The sequence below is a fragment of the Clostridium felsineum DSM 794 genome, assembly GCF_002006355.2.
In the GTDB taxonomy this organism is placed as follows: Bacteria; Bacillota; Clostridia; order Clostridiales; family Clostridiaceae; genus Clostridium_S; species Clostridium_S felsineum.
On record NZ_CP096980.1, the window covers coordinates 190299 to 209858 of the forward strand.

The 19560-nt window shown below is 31.0% G+C and carries 16 protein-coding genes; 13 read left to right on the forward strand and 3 right to left on the reverse strand.

The window, feature by feature from the left end; genetic code table 11:
- The first annotated feature begins 157 nt into the window (after positions 1 to 157).
- From CLFE_RS00980 to CLFE_RS00990, 3 genes are read left to right on the forward strand one after another with little or no spacing between them, the layout of a single operon-like run.
- Positions 158 to 1099: a FecCD family ABC transporter permease gene (locus tag CLFE_RS00980; RefSeq protein ID WP_139356229.1), complete on the forward strand. Its 942-nt coding sequence runs from the start codon at positions 158 to 160 to the stop codon at positions 1097 to 1099.
- Entirely contained in the window at positions 1096 to 1902 is an 807-nt protein-coding gene (locus CLFE_RS00985; protein ID WP_077895127.1) for an ABC transporter ATP-binding protein, read from the forward strand. Before CLFE_RS00980 ends, CLFE_RS00985 begins: the two co-directional genes overlap by 4 nt.
- Complete coding sequence (locus CLFE_RS00990; protein WP_077895126.1) at positions 1899 to 2969, forward strand: ABC transporter substrate-binding protein; 1071 nt, start codon at positions 1899 to 1901, stop codon at positions 2967 to 2969. The genes CLFE_RS00985 and CLFE_RS00990 overlap by 4 nt, the downstream gene beginning before the upstream one ends.
- A 48-nt stretch (positions 2970 to 3017) precedes the next feature.
- On the opposite strand, the gene CLFE_RS00995 is transcribed toward CLFE_RS00990, so the two are convergent.
- Complete coding sequence (locus tag CLFE_RS00995; RefSeq protein WP_077895125.1) at positions 3018 to 5033, reverse strand: penicillin-binding transpeptidase domain-containing protein; 2016 nt, start codon at positions 5031 to 5033, stop codon at positions 3018 to 3020.
- A gap of 384 nt (positions 5034 to 5417) precedes the next feature.
- Here CLFE_RS00995 and CLFE_RS01000 point away from each other — a divergent pair, with 384 nt between their 5' ends.
- From CLFE_RS01000 to CLFE_RS01035, 9 genes are all read left to right on the forward strand, one after another.
- A complete protein-coding gene (locus tag CLFE_RS01000; protein WP_077833540.1) occupies positions 5418 to 6233 on the forward strand; it encodes a carbon-nitrogen hydrolase family protein in 816 nt (271 codons plus the stop codon).
- Positions 6234 to 6341: 108 nt separating this feature from the next.
- Positions 6342 to 7952, forward strand: a complete 1611-nt coding sequence (locus CLFE_RS01005; protein WP_250944600.1) for an IS1182 family transposase — start codon at positions 6342 to 6344, stop codon at positions 7950 to 7952.
- Positions 7953 to 8358: 406 nt separating this feature from the next.
- The gene (gene kdpF / locus CLFE_RS24425; protein WP_077895182.1) at positions 8359 to 8436 is read left to right on the forward strand and encodes a K(+)-transporting ATPase subunit F; all 78 of its coding nucleotides are present in this window, start codon (positions 8359 to 8361) and stop codon (positions 8434 to 8436) included.
- 17 nt (positions 8437 to 8453) lie between these two features.
- Positions 8454 to 10127, forward strand: a complete 1674-nt coding sequence (kdpA, locus tag CLFE_RS01010; RefSeq protein WP_077895180.1) for a potassium-transporting ATPase subunit KdpA — start codon at positions 8454 to 8456, stop codon at positions 10125 to 10127.
- A 16-nt stretch (positions 10128 to 10143) separates the two neighbouring features.
- Positions 10144 to 12201 carry a potassium-transporting ATPase subunit KdpB gene (kdpB, locus tag CLFE_RS01015; protein WP_077895179.1) on the forward strand — a complete coding sequence of 686 codons (2058 nt, stop codon included), beginning with the start codon at positions 10144 to 10146 and terminating at the stop codon, positions 12199 to 12201.
- A gap of 19 nt (positions 12202 to 12220) precedes the next feature.
- Entirely contained in the window at positions 12221 to 12820 is a 600-nt protein-coding gene (locus tag CLFE_RS01020; RefSeq protein ID WP_077895181.1) for a K(+)-transporting ATPase subunit C, read from the forward strand.
- Positions 12821 to 12908: 88 nt separating this feature from the next.
- Complete coding sequence (locus CLFE_RS01025) at positions 12909 to 13253, forward strand: hypothetical protein (RefSeq protein ID WP_077895178.1); 345 nt, start codon at positions 12909 to 12911, stop codon at positions 13251 to 13253.
- Positions 13254 to 13321: 68 nt separating this feature from the next.
- A complete protein-coding gene (locus CLFE_RS01030) occupies positions 13322 to 16018 on the forward strand; it encodes a sensor histidine kinase (protein WP_077852989.1) in 2697 nt (898 codons plus the stop codon).
- 17 nt (positions 16019 to 16035) lie between these two features.
- Entirely contained in the window at positions 16036 to 16734 is a 699-nt protein-coding gene (locus CLFE_RS01035) for a response regulator (protein ID WP_077895177.1), read from the forward strand.
- Between the two features lie 69 nt (positions 16735 to 16803).
- On the opposite strand, the gene CLFE_RS01040 is transcribed toward CLFE_RS01035, so the two are convergent.
- A complete protein-coding gene (locus tag CLFE_RS01040; RefSeq protein ID WP_242950832.1) occupies positions 16804 to 17580 on the reverse strand; it encodes a L,D-transpeptidase family protein in 777 nt (258 codons plus the stop codon).
- Between the two features lie 191 nt (positions 17581 to 17771).
- On the reverse strand, positions 17772 to 18704 hold the full coding sequence (locus CLFE_RS01045) for a L,D-transpeptidase family protein (RefSeq protein ID WP_077895176.1): 933 nt from the start codon (positions 18702 to 18704) through the stop codon (positions 17772 to 17774).
- A 101-nt stretch (positions 18705 to 18805) separates the two neighbouring features.
- On the opposite strand from CLFE_RS01045, the gene CLFE_RS01050 reads away from it, so the two are divergent.
- A complete protein-coding gene (locus CLFE_RS01050; protein WP_077895175.1) occupies positions 18806 to 19384 on the forward strand; it encodes a hypothetical protein in 579 nt (192 codons plus the stop codon).
- Positions 19385 to 19560 lie beyond the last annotated feature (176 nt).

The following is a 19560-nucleotide window of genomic DNA, read 5'->3' on the forward strand; positions in this document are numbered from 1 at the left end:
TTATAATAAAAGCTTTATACATTTTTCAAATTTATTTAGTTGTAATACATTAAAGAAAGGATTTATAGTTTTGAGAAATTGTTTTAAAAAACATGTTAATTTTGCTTTGATACTTTTAGTTTTATTACTGCTTTTTATATTTTTGATTTCTTTTAAAATGGGAAGATATTCTATTAAAATTTCTGATGTATTATATGCTTTTTATACAAGTTTAATGGGACATCCTAACAGTATATCCACAACAATGAGTACTGTGATTTTTAATATTCGTCTCCCAAGAATACTAGCTGCTCTTTTAATTGGAGCTTCCCTTGCACTGGCTGGAGTAACTTATCAAGGATTATTCAGAAATCCAATGGCATCTTCTGATATACTTGGGGCTTCTGCAGGAGCAAGTTTTGGCGCAGCTGTTGCGCTTTTACTTTCTTTAAATTTATTTGCAGTTCAAATATCAGCTTTTATTTTTGGAATGCTAGCTGTTATCATTGTTTTTTTTATCAGTAGATTTATAAGTCATAATAACAATATGATTCTGATTTTAGTATTAATTGGACTTGTTGTTTCATCTTTATTCCAATCTTTTGTATCTATAATAAAGTATGTTGCTGATCCAGACAGCAAACTTCCAGCTATAACTTTTTGGCTTATGGGAGGACTTTCAAACATAACTTTTAAAAATATAGTGATGATTTTACCAGCATTTATTATTGGAACTGTGCCCATATTTATGCTTAGATGGCGTCTTAACGCGTTAACCTTTGGAGAAGAAGAGGCTAAAGCCCTTGGCGTTAATGTAGAAAAAATAAGAATTATTTTAATATTTTGTTCTACAATACTAACTACTTCGTCTGTAGCAATTGGAGGTATTATTGGTTGGGTTGGACTTGTGATTCCACATGTTGCAAGGATACTTGTGGGATCAAACTATAAGAAACTTGTACCTTGTTCAATTTTACTTGGAGCAAGTTATCTTTTGTTAATTGATGATTTAGCAAGAAGCATGTTTTCTATGGAAATACCAATTGGTATACTAACGTCACTTATAGGTGCTCCATTTTTTATTATTATTTTGCTAAAAAGAAAGGATAAATTTATATGAAATTAGAGCTTAAAACTTTATCCTGTGGATATAAAGAAAATTTAATAGTTAACCAAATTTCTTTGAAAATAATTTCTGGGGAAATAGTTTGCTTACTTGGACCTAATGGCGTTGGAAAAACAACTTTATTTAAAACCATTCTTGGTTTTTTGAAATCCAAGAATGGAGAGATCTTATTGGATGGTGAGGATATTACTAAGTTTTCTAGAGAAAAACTGGCTAAATTAATAGCATATGTCCCACAAGCGCATACTCCTCCTTTTTCTTTTAAGGTAATAGATGTTGTAATAATGGGGAGAACAGCACACTTAAAAACCTTTGAAGCTCCAAAGAAAATTGATTATGAAATAGCTGAAAAAGCATTAGAGGATTTAAATATTGGATACTTAAAGGATAAGTCATATACAAATATAAGTGGCGGTGAAAGGCAGCTAGTTTTAATTGCAAGAGCTCTTACTCAAGAACCTAAACTTTTGGTTATGGATGAGCCTACTTCAAATTTAGATTTTGGAAATCAAATAAGAGTGCTTGCCCAAATAAAAAGGCTCTCAGAAAAAGGATTAGGGGTATTAATGACCTCACATTCTCCAGATCATGTATTCTTGTGTTCATCAAAGGTAGTATTACTCCAAAGAGATAATAAGTTTACAGTTGGAACAATTGATGAAGTTATGACAGAAGAAAATTTATCGTCGTGTTATGGTGTTAAGATTAAAATTATTTCCACAAATATTAATGGTGCTGTTGTAAAATCTTGTATTCCAATGTTAAATACCGACGAAGGAAAAGGAGTTTTTAAATGAAAAAAATTAAAATTTTATCCAGTGTAATGGTTACATTACTTTTATTTACTGGTTGTAGCAATACTTCAAATAGTACAGATTCAACAAAAAAAAGTACAAAAAAAAATGCTTTTCAAACAATAACTGATAGTTCAGGGAAAAAAGTTAAAGTGCCTACTAAGATATCAAAAGTAGCTGATTCTTGGAAAGCTCATAATGAAATATTACCTGTATTAGGCGCAGGTGATAAAATAATTTCAACGTCTTTAACAAAGAAAAATCAACCCTGGTTATACAAAGTAAATCCAACTATGAATAAAGCAACATCAACTTTCGGTACAACCTTTAATGCAGAGGAATTATTAAAAAATAAGCCTGATATAGTTTTTTCAGCTGATTCAGATACCTTTAAGGATAAAATCTCCAGCATTGGATTACCAGTAGTTACAGTATCGTTTAAGGATTTTGATTCAATGAAAAAATGTATCTCTTTAACTGGAAAAATTCTTGGAGGGAATGCCGTTCTTCGTGCAAATAAATACAATACATATTTAGATAAGAAATTAAAAATAGTAAAAGGTATTACTTCTCAAATACCAGATAACAGTAAACCGAAAGTACTGCATCTTCAATCATTGACGCCACTAAAAGTTGATGGGAGCAATACTATAATTAATGATTGGATTGAAGCCGCTGGTGGAATAAACTCTGCGAAGGAAATAAATGGGAACATGAAGGAAATTTCTACAGAACAAATTTTAAAATGGAATCCTGATGTTATTATAGTTGGTGCAAATGGAACTCCAGCGGATTTAAATATACTTTTAAAAGATTCTAGGTTACGAAATGTACCTGCTATAAAAAATAATAGAGTGTATCAAAATCCAGCAGGTGCTTTCGATTGGGATCGTTACGGATGTGAAGAGGCATTACAAGTTCAATGGGCAGCTAAAATGTTATATCCTTCAAAGTTTAAATCTTTAGATATGGTTTCTGAAACTAAGTATTTTTATAAAACATTCCTAAATTATAATCTTACTACTGATCAGGCAAATAGAATATTAAAAGCTGAAACACCTGAAAATTAAAGTAAAAAGAGCATTACGAAACTAATTAAGTTTTCGTAATGCTTTTTTTTATTTACCAAAGTTTTGGAATATAGTTTTTACATTAGGTACAACGTAAGCGCTGCCGCCTTTGCCTTTTACATTTTCGTACATTTCAAGTACAAGAAGTTTTGGATTACTTGGATTTACAGCTATAAACCATCCATTTTCTGTTCCATTAGTATCTGTCTGAGATTTTTTTATTTCAGCGGTACCAGTTTTGCCAGCCAGAGGTAAGTCAGCCATATACGCACCATGCCCTGTGCCTTCTGGACTAGAAACTACTTGTGTAAGGTCATTTAATATAGTATTTACAGTATCAGACTTAAAGGCACCTTGTACCAGAACTTTTCCTTGCGCTGCTTTACTGGAATCTAAATATGGAGCAATTATGTTTCCGTTATTCACAAAAGCTGTATAAATTGAAGCAAGCTGAACGGGATTCATAAGAACTTCACCTTGTCCGTAACCTGAATCTGCAAGTTGAATATCATCTTTAATGGAACCGTTAGAAGTTATTTTTGAAGGTTCAAGTCCATATTCAAATGGGAAATTATCACCTATTGAAAGTTTCTTTGTTTCTGATAAAAAGTTATCTTTTCCAATGCTAAGAGCTGTTTTAGCAAAATATATATTATCTGAATGTACAAGGGCGTTTACAAGATTAGCAGGTTCAGAGTAAGCTTCATCACGAGTAACGGAATAATTTCCCCAGCTGCTGTTTTCTTGCCACTTAAGTCCTGAAATCTTTTTATCTTCATCTATATTTAATTTTCCTAAATCAAGTGCCATAGCAGCAGTTATTGGTTTAAAGGTTGAACCAGGAGCAAAGGTTGTCTTAAAACGATTTAAAAGCGGTTTATTTGCATCGTTCTGAAGTGAGTTCCACTTATCGCTAGACATACCTAAAATAAAATCATTAGGATTATAAGAAGGAGCACTTACAAGAGCAAGCACAGCACCCGTTTTTGGATTTAGTGCAACAGAAGCACCAGAATCAGATTTATATTCGTCGTATAAAGCACCTTGCAGATTAGTGTCTATAGTTAAGTTAATATCTTTTCCGTTTTTAGGAGCTTTCTTAGCTATGGTTTTTACTTTTTTGTTATAATTATTGTCTATATAGATTTCAGCTCCATCAGTAGCTTTTAACTGATTTTCATATATTTTTTCAAGACCGGCTTTTCCAATTACACTGTCTCTGCTGTAGCCTTTTGTTTTTAACTTCTTTAGTTCATCAGCACTTATATTTTGAACATAACCTGTTAACATTGCAGCTTTTTCTTTTAGAGGATAAACTCTAGCTGGTGTTTTGGTAATCATAATTCCTGGTATTTTTAAAAGATTTGACATTTTATCAGTATCGTCAGCGGATAGTTTAGCTATAGATATAAACATATCAGGTTGAACGTAGGAAGCTGAAAGTTTTTTTGTAATGTCATTGGCATCAATATTTAAAATGCTGGCAATTTGCTTTTTTGAATTTTCAACGTCACCAGTAAACTTTTGAGGTACAATACCAACGTTTTCTATGTAGCTATTTTGAGCAAGGAAGGCTCCATTTATTCCTTTTATTTCACCACGTTTAGCAGGAGTCTTTTCAATTCTTATCTTATAATCTTTTTTTAAATCAGGATAAATCATTTTGCTTGACCAATTTAAAGACCAAGTTTTATCACTTTCTTTAAAGGAAGCAGTATCATTAAAGGTTACGTTCCCAGCTATTGTAGACATAGTAACCTTAAAAGGTACATCTACGTTCCCAGCTGAATCTTTTTTATAGGAACTTGGATACTCTGGAGTGACAGTGACTTTATTTAATTCAATGCCGTCGTAAATTTTTTCGTATCTAGTTAAAAAGTCCTTTTTGGAAATAGATTTTTTACTATCAGAACTTAGAATACTGTACATAGATGCATAATCATTTTTACTCCAAGCATTTATGTATTTGTCAAAGGATGCCTTTGGATTGTCAGAAGAACTGCATCCGAAGGCAAGAGGAATAAGTAGAAGAATAATAGAAAGTGATAAATATCTTTTTTTCATGTTGTATCTCCTTAATATATACGTTGTAATAAAGTTAGAACTTTCACAACTTATTTCTTTAAATATTTTTTCGGCTTTCGTCAGTATTAAAGGTTTTTCTGAAGTGTTTTTCATTAATAAAAAGCAGTATTTCAATTCCAACGAAATATAACATTGCATCGTTTCTTGTAGCACATATACATTAATTATAATATTATATTTAAGCTTTGAAAATACAAAGTTGCTTTATTATTTAATAAATGTAAAAAAGTTGTTAAAGAAACATTTTAATTAGAATAGTATATTTGTTGATAATACACACAGAAAACATAAAATATATTGATAATACATCAAAAATATATTAAAATTGATAATAAAATTATAATAAGATGAGGAGGACAAGGCATGAAGATTAATGTTTCTTGTGTCCAAATGAAGCCAGTATTAATGGATATTCAAGCTAACGTAAGAAAGATGGAGAAATTTATTAAGGAAATAGCAGAAGAAAATAAAAATGTTAATTTGATAATATTCCCTGAACTCATCACATCCGGATACGAATGTGATGAGGGGTTTTATAATTTAGCAGAAAGAATATATGATGGATTTAGTATAGAGAAAATAAGTAAGCTTGCAAAAAAATATAAGGTAAGTATAATTTATGGATTTCCAGAGAGAGATGAACAAAGGGATAATGTTATTTATAATTCTTCTGTTTATATTGACAATAAAGGTGTTGTATTAGGAACATATAGGAAAGTTCATTTGTTTGATTCAGAAAAGAAATATTTTACTCCAGGAAGTGAGTTTCCTATTTTTAATACTGATTTTGGTAAAGTTGCAATGATGATATGTTGGGATACAGCATTTCCAGAAGTTGCGAGAATATATGCCTTAAATGGAGCAGAGCTTATTGCGATAAGTACTAATTGGGAAAAGCCATATTCTGAAGATTGGGATCTGGTTACAAGTGCAAGAGCTTTTGATAATTGCATATATATAGCGGCAGCCAATAGAATAGGACAAGATAAAAAGTTAAGCTTTTTTGGACATAGCAGAATTGTAAGTCCACTGGGGAAACCTATTAAAGAATTAAACGAAGAAGTTGAAGGTGTGATTTCTTCCCAACTTGATTTAGAAACAGCCAAAAAGTTAAAAAGAGATTATTATACCTTGTTTGAGGATAGAAGACCGGAGCTTTATAAAAGAATATTGGAGTAGAGGAAAAAGGGGCTGTTGCAAAACTAAAAAATAGTTTTGCAATAGCTCCTTTGTTGTATATAAAAAATGTGAGTTCCGAAGAACTCACATTGATTGTATAATTAAATTATGAACGTAACTAAATTATACACAAAAAATTATAATCAATTTAATGATAATTTGCAACTTATATTACCATTAAATTTAGAAAACTTAATACCAGAAGATGATTCGGTTCGTTTGCTAAGCTATTTGTTGGAGGGATTAAATTATAAAAAATTGTACAAGGCGTATTCTTCCGTAGGAAGAAAATCAGCAGTTGAACCCAAAATCATGTTCAAAATAATATCTTATGCTTATTCTCAAAATATTTATTCAAGTAGAAAGATAGAAAAAGCATGCAAAAGAGATATAAATTTCAAATGGCTACTTCAAGGCTTTAAAGCACCTGATCACGCTACTATAAGTAGATTTCGAAAAAAATATCTTTCAAATGAAGTGATTGAAGATTTATTTTATCAACAAGTTAACTATTTAGCTAAAGAAAAAGAATTATTATTTGAAAATGTATTTATCGATGGTACTAAAATTGAGGCAAATGCCAACCGATATACTTTTGTTTGGAAGAAAGCTATTTATAAAAATGAAGGTAAGATGTTTGATAAAATTATTGCTCTTGTTAAAACCATTAATCTTGAAAGATTAATGAAATTCACTATTGAGAGAGAAACTTTGATTGATGATATAAACAAAATTCTTCAATGGCTTTTATTTGAAAAAGAAAAAAGAAATATAGAGTTTGTTCATGGAATCGGTAAAAGAAAAACTGCAATTCAAAAGTGGATAGAACAACTATCACAATATAAAGAAAGACAAGAAAAATATAATTTAAGTAAGAAAATATTTTCAAAAAGAAATAGCTATTCTAAAACTGATACTGATGCAACTTTCATGCATATGAAAGATGATCATATGAGAAATGGTCAATTAAAACCTGCCTATAATGTACAAATAGCAGTTGATAGTGAATATGTAACTGGTGTTGGAGTATTTGATGATAGAAATGATATAGCAACATTAATACCAATGATTACTAATATGCAAGAAAAAATTGGTCATAAATATACTAATGTGATTGCAGATTCTGGTTACGAAAGTGAAGAAAACTATTTGTTTTTAGAGTCTAATAATCAAATACCATATATAAAACCTCAAACTTATGAGAAATGGAAAAAAAGAAGTTTTAAAAACGACATCAGTAAGCGTGAAAATATGAAATATGATGTTAAAACAGATACATATATTTGTCATAATAATAGAAAATTATTCCCATCATATATTATTCATAAAAAATCTGCAAGTGGGTATACGTCTGAGGTTACTGTTTATGAATGTGAAAATTGCGATAACTGCACTTTGAAATCAAAGTGCACAAAAGCAAAGAATAACCGAAAAATGCAGGTTTCAAAGACTTTTATTAAAAAGCGTCAAATTTCATACAACAATATCAAAACTGAATTGGGAACTAAATTGAGAATGAACAGATCTATTCAAGTTGAAGGTGCGTTTGGAATTTTAAAAAGCGACTATGAATTCAAAAGATTTTTAACACGTGGAAAAAATAGTGTAAAAACTGAATTTATTTTGCTTTGTTTTGGATATAACATTAACAAATTACATTTAAAAATCCAAAATGAAAGAACTCAAAAGTATCTTCACGAATTAAAAACTATTTCCTAATTATGGAATAATATAGTTAGGTTTATTTTAGTGCGTCAAAATCTCATGGAAATTCAAATAATTAATATAGTATTTAAAATATTAGGCAATTTTATAGCTTAAACAAAAAAAGAGCATCGCTCATGATTAATTTTAATCATTTTGCGACACTCCCTTTTTTTAAATAAATCTTTGAAAACATTATCATTTCAAATCTTTATACTATCTTAACACCTACCATTAAAATCTTAACTCAAATTTTATATTTATGATGCTAATATGAAAACAGAAACAAGTACCAGGGGGGAGAGAGTATGCTTGATGTTATTTTTTTAGCAGTCATAGTTTTAGGATTTATATTTTTAAAATATTTTACCGTTTGGTGTGAAAATACCATAAATAAAAAGTAGTTTAAGGGGGATTTAAAATGATACTTTTAGCAATTATAATCATATTTTTGTTTATTTATTTGTGCTATGAATTATTTAATCCTGAAAAATTTTAGGTAACGGAGGCCTTAATATGGAAATATTACAAATTGCAATCATTATTATTGTGTTTGTGCTTCTTTGTATACCCACAGGAAAATATATGTACAAGGTTGCAGAACACAAAAAAACTTTTTTAGATCCAGTATTAGATAAAGTTGATGCTTTAATCTACAAGATTTCGGGGATACACAAAGAAGAGGAAATGAACTGGAAACAATATATTTTTGCACTTTTAATGTGTAATGCCATTCCAGCAATTATTGGATATATAATTTTAAGAATCCAGTCTATAGGAATTTTTAATCCTAATCATATAAAGGGAATGGAGCAGTCACTTAGCTTTAACACAATAATAAGTTTTTTGACTAACACTAACCTTCAAGATTATTCAGGTGAAGGTGGAGCATCCTATTTATCACAAATGATAGTATTCACTTTCTTTATGTTTTTTGCAGCAGCAACGGGAATAGCAGTAGCGCTTGCGTTTATAAGAGCGCTTGCAGGGAAAAAGAAGCTAGGGAACTTTTATGTTGATCTTGTAAGAATCATAACAAGAGTACTACTTCCACTATCAATAATAGTAGCTGTATTTTATATTACTCAGGGAGTACCACAAACACTTTCAGCAAATAAAACAGTTATAACAATAGAAGGAAAAATCCAAAATATACCCTTAGGGCCAGTGGCTAGTCTTGAAGCAATAAAGCTGATTGGAACTAACGGAGGAGGATTTTTTGGTGCTAACTCAGCGCACCCATTTGAAAATCCAACACCGCTTACTAATGCAGTGCAGATGATAACCTTGCTTTTGCTTGCGGGTTCACTAGTAGTATGCTTTGGACACATGATAAAGAAGAAAAAACAAGCGGTAGCTATATTTTCAGCAATGCTTGTATTACTTTTAATAGGAACGGCAATATGTTATAACGCTGAAAAGGCAGGAAATCCTGTGCTTAGTCGTATAGGCTTAAATCAGAGTATGGGAAACATGGAAGGGAAGGAAGATAGATTTGGAGTAGCCGCTTCAAGTTTGTTTACAACCGTAACAACAGATACCTCCTGTGGCGCAGTTAACAATATGCATGATTCACTAACGCCCCTTGGAGGAACAGTACCTCTTATTAATATGATGCTAAACGTGATTTTTGGCGGTGTTGGAGTAGGCTTCATGAACATGATAATGTATGCTATATTAACAGTTTTTTTATGTGGACTTATGGTAGGAAGAACTCCAGAGTTTTTAACTAAGAAAATTGAAGGTAAGGAAATAAAATTAGTAGCCTTTGCTATAATAATTCATCCGTTTTTAATATTGATGTCCTCTGCTATAGCTCTTTCAACTAAACAAGGACTAGCAGGGATATCTAATCCCGGTTTTCATGGACTTACACAAATTTTATATCAGTTTACTAGTTCAGCAGCAAACAATGGTTCTGGCTTTGAGGGTTTAGGAGATAATACCATGTTTTGGAATGCTTCTGCAGGAGTAGTTATGTTTCTAGGAAGATATTTATCCATAATAATACTTTTAGCAGTGGCAAGTTCTTTTGCATCAAAAAGAGCAGTACCTGTATCCCAAGGAACCTTTAAAACAGATAATAGTGTTTTCACCGTTACACTAATAGTCATTATAGTTATAATTGGAGCACTTACATTTCTTCCGGCAATTGCGCTAGGACCTATTTCAGAATATTTGACGTTATAGAGAGGGGGAAGCTATTATGGAAAATAAAAAATCAAAGTTTATTACCAAGGAAATATTAAAAGAAGCTATAATTGAATCCTTTAAAAAGTTGAATCCCAAATATATGATGAAAAATCCAGTTATGTTTGTGGTGGAAGTTGGATTTTTGGTTACAATTCTCTTAACTATTTTTCCAAGTATTTTTGGCGACAAGGGAAATAATTTAAGAATATATAATTTAATTGTTACAGTGATCTTATTTATAACAGTGTTATTTGCTAATTTTGCAGAATCTGTAGCTGAGGGTCGTGGAAAAGCTCAGGCAGATGCGTTAAAAAAGACACGTAAAGATACTCTAGCAAAGCTTATAGGAAAAGATGGCAGTACGAAAACTATAAATGCGACCGAACTTAAAAAAGGTGATATAGTTCTTGTGGAAAATGGAGATGTAATACCAAATGATGGTGAAGTTATTGATGGAATTGCATCTGTAGATGAATCAGCTATAACTGGAGAATCAGCCCCTGTTATGAAAGAACCAGGAGGGGATTTTGCATCAGTAACAGGAGGAACAAAGGTTGTAAGTGATTGGTTAAAGGTAGAGATAACAGCAACTCCAGGAGAATCCTTCTTAGATAAGATGATTAATCTTGTAGAAGGGGCATCAAGACAAAAAACTCCTAATGAAATCGCACTTAACACCATACTTGTAAGTCTTACTTTAATATTCTTAATCGTTTTAGTTGCTCTTTACCCTATGGCAACATACACAGGAGTAAAGATTCCCATGTCAACTTTAATAGCGCTTTTAGTATGTCTTATTCCAACAACTATAGGAGGACTTTTATCTGCAATAGGTATAGCTGGAATGGACAGAGTTACAAGATTTAATGTAATAGCAATGTCAGGAAAAGCGGTAGAGGCTTGTGGCGATGTTGATACAATGATTCTTGATAAAACAGGAACGATAACTTATGGAAACAGATTGGCAGCTGACTTTATAACAGTTGGAAGAGAAGATAGACAACAATTAATAGATTACGCAGTTATGTGTTCTTTAAAGGATGATACTCCTGAGGGTAAATCAATAGTTGAGCTAGGTAAAAAAATAGGAATTACAATAGATACTGAAAAGTATAAAGACATAGAATTTGAAGAATTCACAGCCCAAACAAGGATGAGTGGAGTGAATTTAGACAATGGTTCAAAGGTTAGAAAAGGAGCATATGATGCCATAAAGAAAAGAGTACAAGAATTAAAAGGCGTTATTCCAAAGGATTTAGAGGAGAATGTAAATAAGGTGGCAAAGCTTGGGGGAACTCCACTAGTAGTGTGTGTTGATAATAAGATATATGGAGTTATATACCTTAAGGATACAGTAAAACCGGGTTTAGTTGAAAGATTTGAAAGGTTACGAGAAATCGGAATAAAGACAATAATGTGTACAGGAGATAATCCTTTAACAGCGGCAACAATAGCCAAAGAAGCCGGTGTTGATGGATTTATTGCGGAATGTAAACCAGAAGATAAGATAAAAGCTATAAAAAAAGAACAGGATGAGGGAAAACTTGTTGCAATGACGGGAGATGGAACTAACGATGCACCAGCACTTGCTCAGGCAGATGTTGGTCTTGCAATGAATAGTGGAACAACAGCTGCAAAGGAAGCGGCTAATATGGTGGATTTAGATTCTGATCCGACTAAAGTACTTGAAGTTGTAGAAATAGGAAAACAGTTATTAATAACAAGAGGAGCACTTACAACCTTCAGTATAGCTAATGATGTAGCTAAGTATTTCGCTATAATACCGGCTATATTTACAATTGCAATACCTAAGATGCAGCTTATGAATATAATGCAGTTATCTACACCATATAGTGCAATACTATCAGCGCTAATATTTAATGCAATAATAATACCAGCCTTGATACCTATTGCAATGAGAGGTGTAAAATATAAACCTATGAAATCAGAAGCACTTCTTTTAAGAAATATGCTTGTGTTTGGACTTGGAGGAATAATAGTTCCTTTTGTTGGGATTAAGATAATTGATATGTTAATAACACCTATAGTTAGAATCCTTAACTTAGGATAGAGGAGGTATGATTTAAGTGATGAAATATTTAAAAAATGCTCTTAGATTAAGTGTTGTTTTGATAATTGTATGTGGACTTATATATCCACTTTTTATAACAGCAGTAGGTCAAACAATTTTTCATAATAAGGCAAACGGAAGTATAGTTACCTTTAAAGGAAAAGAGGTTGGTTCTTCGCTTTTGGGCCAAAACTTTACAGATAAAAGATTCTTTAGGGGGAGAGTTTCATCTGTAAATTATAATACCTACGCTGCAAATGATCCTAATAAAGATTCTGTTAGCTCGGGTTCACAAAATTTAGCACCATCTAATAAGGATTTAAAAAGCAGGGTAAAGAAGGATATTAGTGACTTTTTGAAAACCCATCCAGGAGTAAAAAAGGAGGATATACCAACAGATCTTTTAACTAGTTCTGGTTCTGGTTTAGATCCTGATATAAGTCCCAAAGCAGCTGAAATTCAAATCCAAGCCGTATCAAAAGCAACAGGTATAAGTGTAAGAGAGCTTAAAACAATAGTTAAGAAAAATACAGAGGGAAAAACCTTTGGAGTATTTGGAGAGGAAAGAGTAAATGTACTTAAGGTTAATTTAGAAGTTTATTCAAGGCTAAAAAAATAGTAAATTATATAACGCTAAAATTCTATTACAGTCTAACTTGTAAAAGATTCTGAGCAAGAATTTTAGTGCGTTATATAGAGGTGAGATTATGAAGAAAATGGCTCTTAAAGTGACCTTACTATTTATAATTGGTGCAATTGTATATAGTATATTTATAGTGGTTAAGCATGGAAAAGATAATCCTTATTCGGGTAAATATACATCAAAAAGAGGAAATATTGTTTTGATATTGAATAATAACAATGACGATTGTACTATTATAGATAGTGAGTATAGAGATGTTTTTTCTACAAAAGCAAAATATTCTATAAGGGATAATAAAATAAAAATAAATATAAAAGATAAATATAATTATACAGGAAAAAGAGTTTTTAAGGGAATAGTTCAAGGTAATACAATAAAGTTGGAGAAGGATATTTACTATAGAAAATAAAATATATTTTAAGGGTAAACTTAACTAAAATAAAGAAGTTTACCCTTAATTAAAATGGGGTGATTTATATAGATACCAATTATGAAAGGCCTGATCCATATTATCTTTTAAATAAAATAGATAAAGAAGAGAAGAGCAAAAATAGAGGCAAATTAAAGATATTTTTTGGTTATGCAGCAGGGGTTGGTAAAACTTATGCCATGCTTAGAGCAGCCCATGAGATGAGAAGGTTAGGTAAAGATATAGTTGTAGGATATATAGAACCACATGCAAGAGTTGATACTATGGAGCTTGCAGAAGGGCTTGACCAGATACCTGTAAAAAATATTGACTATAAAGGAGTTACCTTAAGAGAATTTGATATAGACAAGGCACTTATTAGGAAACCAGAAATAATATTAGTAGATGAATTAGCTCATACCAATGCCAAAAGTCAAAGGCACATAAAAAGATGGCAGGATATAGATGAGCTTTTACAAGCAGGAATTGATGTATACACTACTTTAAATGTACAGCATATTGAAAGTTTAAATGATATAGTCTTTAATATAACGCATGTTTCTGTAAGGGAAACCATACCAGATAAGGTATTTGATGATGCAGATAAGGTTGAATTAATAGATATTGAACCAGATGAACTTTTAAAAAGATTTGTAGATGGGAAAATATATAAGAAAGAACAGGTTAAAAGAGCATTTAATAACTTTTTTAATAAAAATAACTTATACGCTTTAAGAGAAATTGCACTTAGAAGGACTGCAGATAGAGTTAATTTTGAAATAGAAATTGCAAGATTATCAAAGGGACAAATTACAGTACTAGCTACATCTGACCAAATACTTGCCTGTATAGGTACGTCTCCATCATCAGCCAGGATAATAAGAACTGCGGCTAGAATGGCAGAATCCTATCATTCAAAGTGGATAGCACTTTATGTTGATACAGGAAGAAGCTTAAGTAAAACTGACAGAGAAAATCTTAATTCAAACTTCAGACTAGCAGAGGGGTTAGGAGGAGAACTGGTTACAGTTCAAGGGGAAAATATAGCAGATCAAATAATACGATATGCAGAACTTAGAAATACAACAAAGATAATAATAGGAAAAAATCATAAAAAAACAGAGACACTTCTACATTTTTATGCTAAGGATGTAGTTGATAAACTTATGGATTCAAATTCATATATAGATGTATATATGATACCTAATTCATCATATTACAAAAATCAAAAGAAGAGTTTTCTATCAAAAATAAAAATAGAGACTAAGGTAACACCTAAAGATATATTAAAAACCATAATGATTATGATAATAACTATTTTAATAGCAATAATTTTTGATAAAATGGGTTTTACAAATGTTAATGTTATAATGATATTTATACTTGGAGTTATAATCGTTTATATGGCAACAAAAGGTCAAATTACGGGAATAATATCTTCAATAGTAGGTGTGCTTATATTCAATTTCATGTTTACTGAGCCTAAGGATTCCTTCAGAGTTTATGATAAGAGTTATTTTATTACCTTTCCTATGATGATGCTAGTGGCATTTATAGTAGGAAGTCTCACTAACAAAGTTCAAAAGGAAGCTCAAAATTCTAATATGAGAGAAAGAAGGACACAAACTCTTTATCTTGTAAGTGGTAAGCTATTAAGTGCAGTGGGGACTTATGAGGTTGTGTCTATAGGTATAAAGTATATATCGAGGCTTGTAAATAGAAATGTGATATGTTATGTTGCGGAAGATAATAAGCTTTCTACCCCTTTCGTATATAAAAAGGATAAAGGTGACAAGGAAGAAATTATTCTAAGTAAGGATGAGAATGCAGCCGCATATTGGACATTTCTAAATGGAAAGGAATCTGGATGTGGGACGAGTACATTTTACAGAGCAAAAGGCTATTATATTCCAATTAAAAGTAAAAATAAAATACTAGGGGTAATAGGAGTATCTTGTCCAAGTGGAGAACTTAGGCCTCAAAAGAAGACTTTGGTAGAAACTGTAACGGGACAAATATCTATTGCGCTTGATAGAGAAATTCTAGCGCGTGAGCAGGAGAAGTCTAAGGTTGAAATAGAAAGAGAAAGGCTTAGAAGTAATCTCTTAAGATCAATTTCCCATGATTTAAGAAGCCCTCTTGCAGGGATAAAAGGAGCAGCAAGTACTATTTTAGAAAATGGTGAACTTATAGATGAGGCTACCAAGAATAAGCTCTTAAATGGCATATACGAAGATACTGAATGGCTCATCAGATTAGTTGAAAATTTACTTAGTATGACAAAATTTGATGAGGGTAATACAAAAATAAAAAAGAATGTGGAACTAGTTGAAGAGGTTGTTTCTGAAGCTGTACAAAGAAGTTCAAAGTATTTTAAAAACCATAAAATAAGGGTCAGTGTACCAGAACAAGTTATAATGGTATCAATGGATGGAAGTCTAATAGAGCAGGTTATAATAAATCTTTTAGATAATGCATCAAAGTTTTCACCTAAAGGGTCAATTATAGAAATAAAGGTGTATGAAAAGAAAAATGATGTTGTCTTTGAAATAATTGATAATGGTCAGGGAGTAGCAGAAGATATACTACCTAATATATTTGATAGATTTTTTACAAATGGGAGTAAAATATCGGATTCAAGAAGGGGAGTGGGACTTGGGCTTGCTATATGTAAGTCAATAGTAGAAGCTCATGGTGGTAAAATAGAGGCTATTAATAAAAAAAGCGGAGGAGCTATTTTTAAATTTAATATACCTAAAGACTGATTTATGGAGGGGTTAAAATGGATAATAAACCTTATATTCTTGTGGTAGAGGATGATAAACCTATACGAAATTTTATAACTACAGCACTTAGAACACAAGGCTATAGATATACTGAAACAGAGAAAGGTAATGAGGCAGTTGCACTTGCTATGTCTAATAGCCCGGATATTATAGTTTTGGATTTGGGGCTTCCAGATGTTGATGGAATTGAAGTTGTAGAAAAGATAAGAGAATGGTCTAAAATCCCTATAATAATTGTTTCAGCTAGAGATAATGAACGCCAGAAGGTTGAAGCACTAGACAAGGGAGCGGATGATTATATTACAAAACCATTTTCAATAGGTGAACTTCTTGCAAGAATAAGAGTATCCCTAAGACATGCAAATATTAATAGAACAGAAGATAAAACTGTAGATTTTTTTAAGGTTAAAAATTTATCTGTAGATTTTAATAAAAGGCGTGTTACTATTAATAATAAGGAAGTTCATTTAACTCCAATAGAATATAAGATAATGTTTTTACTATGTAAATACTCAGGTAGGGTTTTAACTCATAATTTTATAATAAAAGAAATATGGGGGGCTTCTGTGGGCAATGAAAATCAGTCACTTAGAGTTTTTATGGCAAACTTAAGAAGGAAAATAGAAAAAGATCCTGCTCAGCCAGAGTATATTTATACTGAAGTTGGAGTAGGATATAGATTAGTTGATGAATAAATAGAATATGCTGCAAAATAGATTAACTATCTTGCAGCATATTTTTATTTGCAAAAAAGAGAGTGCAAATTAAAAGGTATCAAAGTATGCTGGAGTTCCGATTGCTATTTTAGGTGCTTTATTTGGATTCATCCATTTTAAAATTTGTACTAAAGGAGCTTCAGGAATAGCTATACATCCAGCAGTACCATTACCACTAGCTGATTCTATGTGAAAGAATATTGCAGAACCATTTCCGATAACCTTGTTAACACCATAATCATAATCTAGTGCAGCAGCATACTTGTATACAGAAGTTGTGTAGAGATTTTCATAGTTACCATGTCCAAATCTAATTTCAGGATCACCGTTATATGTAACCCAAGTATTGTATTCTTCTTGAGTTGGTACAGAAGACCAGTAGTCACCTGGATGAGTTTGTCTGTACTCCATTTTAGTACCAGGACTTGGAGCACTTCCAAATTCAAATAAAAAGCCGAATATGCCTTCGGGAGTCTTTAAATCGCCCTCCTTTTTATTTAGGCTTATACCTTTTAGACCAACAACACCATTTGTAGTGAACTTTAAATGCCAAGTGTGACCTGTTTTTTCATAAGCATTGAGTACCATATTTACACTTGACTCTGTAGGTGTAGTAACTATTATAGCTTGTTTACTATTTCCTAAAGGTAGCTTATCAGGTATTTTGTTTTGGTGTTTTGAAGAATGATTAAGATCAAGAGATGTAGATTTAATTTCAGCAGCTAAAGTAGTATTACCCAAATATGATACAAAGTAAATAAAGCATGTACATATAAAGCAAAGGGCTGTAAAAGTAGAAATTGGGGTCATAAATTTACTTTTCAAAATACTTCACCTCGATACTATTATTTATGTATAAATATTAACACTTTGTGAATAAAAATACAATGCATAATTGTAAAAAAAAGAATTGTAAGTATTTAAATGTAAAAGGAATAATAATTTTTAAAGTGCTTAGAATAATATATAACAAAATAAGAGCTTACTAAAATATAATAAGTAAGCTCTTCAAAAATTCAGAAGGTAGATAAATAGTGGGTACTACCAATTACTATTCTTGGGTTTTTGCTTGGATTCATCCATTGTAAAATTTGTACTAGGGTATTTTCAGGTATTCCAACACAACCAGGAGTACCACCGCCATTAGGTGGCTGTATATGAAGAAATACTGCAGAACCATTTCCTATGGTTTTGTTAGGGCCATAATTGTAATTAATTGCAGCAGCATATTTATAACATTTGTTTGTATAAAGATTTTGGTAGTTTCCGTGCCCGAAGTATGAGTCCGGTGAAGATTTACCTTTATATGTTACCAATGTATTATATTCTTTAGCATTAGGTACAGAGCACCAGTAATCACCTTTGTGGATTTGTCTATATTCCATTTTAGTACCTGGACTTGGAGCACTTCCAAATTCGAATAAAAAGCTAAATATTCCTTCAGGGGTTTTAAGATCTCCTTCTTTTTTATTTAAACTAATACCTTTAACACCAACAACACCATTTGTTATAAATTTTAGGTGCCAGGCATTGGAATTATCCTTTTCATAAGCTTTCAATTTCATAATAGTACTAGCTTCAGAAGGAGTTTCCACAATAACAGCTTGGCTACTATTTTTTAAGGGTAACTTGTTTATAAAATTTATTTTATTCGAATATAACTTAGTGCTTTGCTTTTTTTCTTTAGGTTCTACTGAAGGTTGAATTTGTTCTTTTAATGAAGCTTTGGTAATTTGAGTTTTTAATTTTTTGTTTTCTGAAGATTTGTTAAGTTTTGAATTAGGTTTAGGCTTTGCTGACAAACTGTTTGCTGTAATGTGGCTATTTTTGTGGTAAGATGAAATAAGTATTGAGCCTATAGATATAATGCAAAGAACCATAACAATAGAAATAGCTTTTTTATTGAAAGATAATGTTCTTATAATGGACTTCATAAAATTATTTTTCAAAACATATCACCTCGATAATTGATTTCATTAGTTGATATTAACATAAAAAGTAATAAATTACAATATTTAACATAAAATAATTAAGGAGGGGTTTTACGACTATGAAAAAACTAAGAATAAATATTCCAATTATTATAATTATTTTAATAATAGTAGGGGGAATATTTGCATTAAGACCAATAAAAGATATATCACTTCCTAAAAGTAAGGGTAGTATAAATCAACAAATTACTAGATTGAATCCTAAAATGAGTATTACAAGCGATAGAATAAATACAAGTATATCAATAAGTGAGGATGATCTTAATAATATTTTGTATACATATATAAAGGATAAGGTCAATTTGACGGGATTAGAAACAACAGTTGATAGCAATAGAATAAAGATATATGCGAATACAGACATATTGCAAGTTTTGCCAACTCAAGCTATATTTGAATTTGTTCCATATATGAAAAATGATACTGTGAATTTTAAGTTAGAAAAGGTTTCTTTAGGTAGAATAACCATTCCTAAAAGTTATTATCCAGATATATTGAAGAAAATTAATTCAGATTATATAAGTGTTAGTGACGATAGCATAACCGTTAAAAAGGAAGCAATATCACCCTTAGTAATAAGTAATTGCAAGGCTAATAATGGAAGAGTTGATTTAAGTGTATATTACTTAACAAAATAGTGTTAACAAATGTGATTAGTAATAAAAGGGCTAAAGTTATGGTTGGTATCAAGTGATAAAAGAATAAAAATATCAAAGTATAATTTAATACAACTAAGTGGTGATAAATCATTAAAAAAGTTGAATAAAAATTGATAATGTGTTAAAATATCATTAGGGCTATTCGTACATAAATA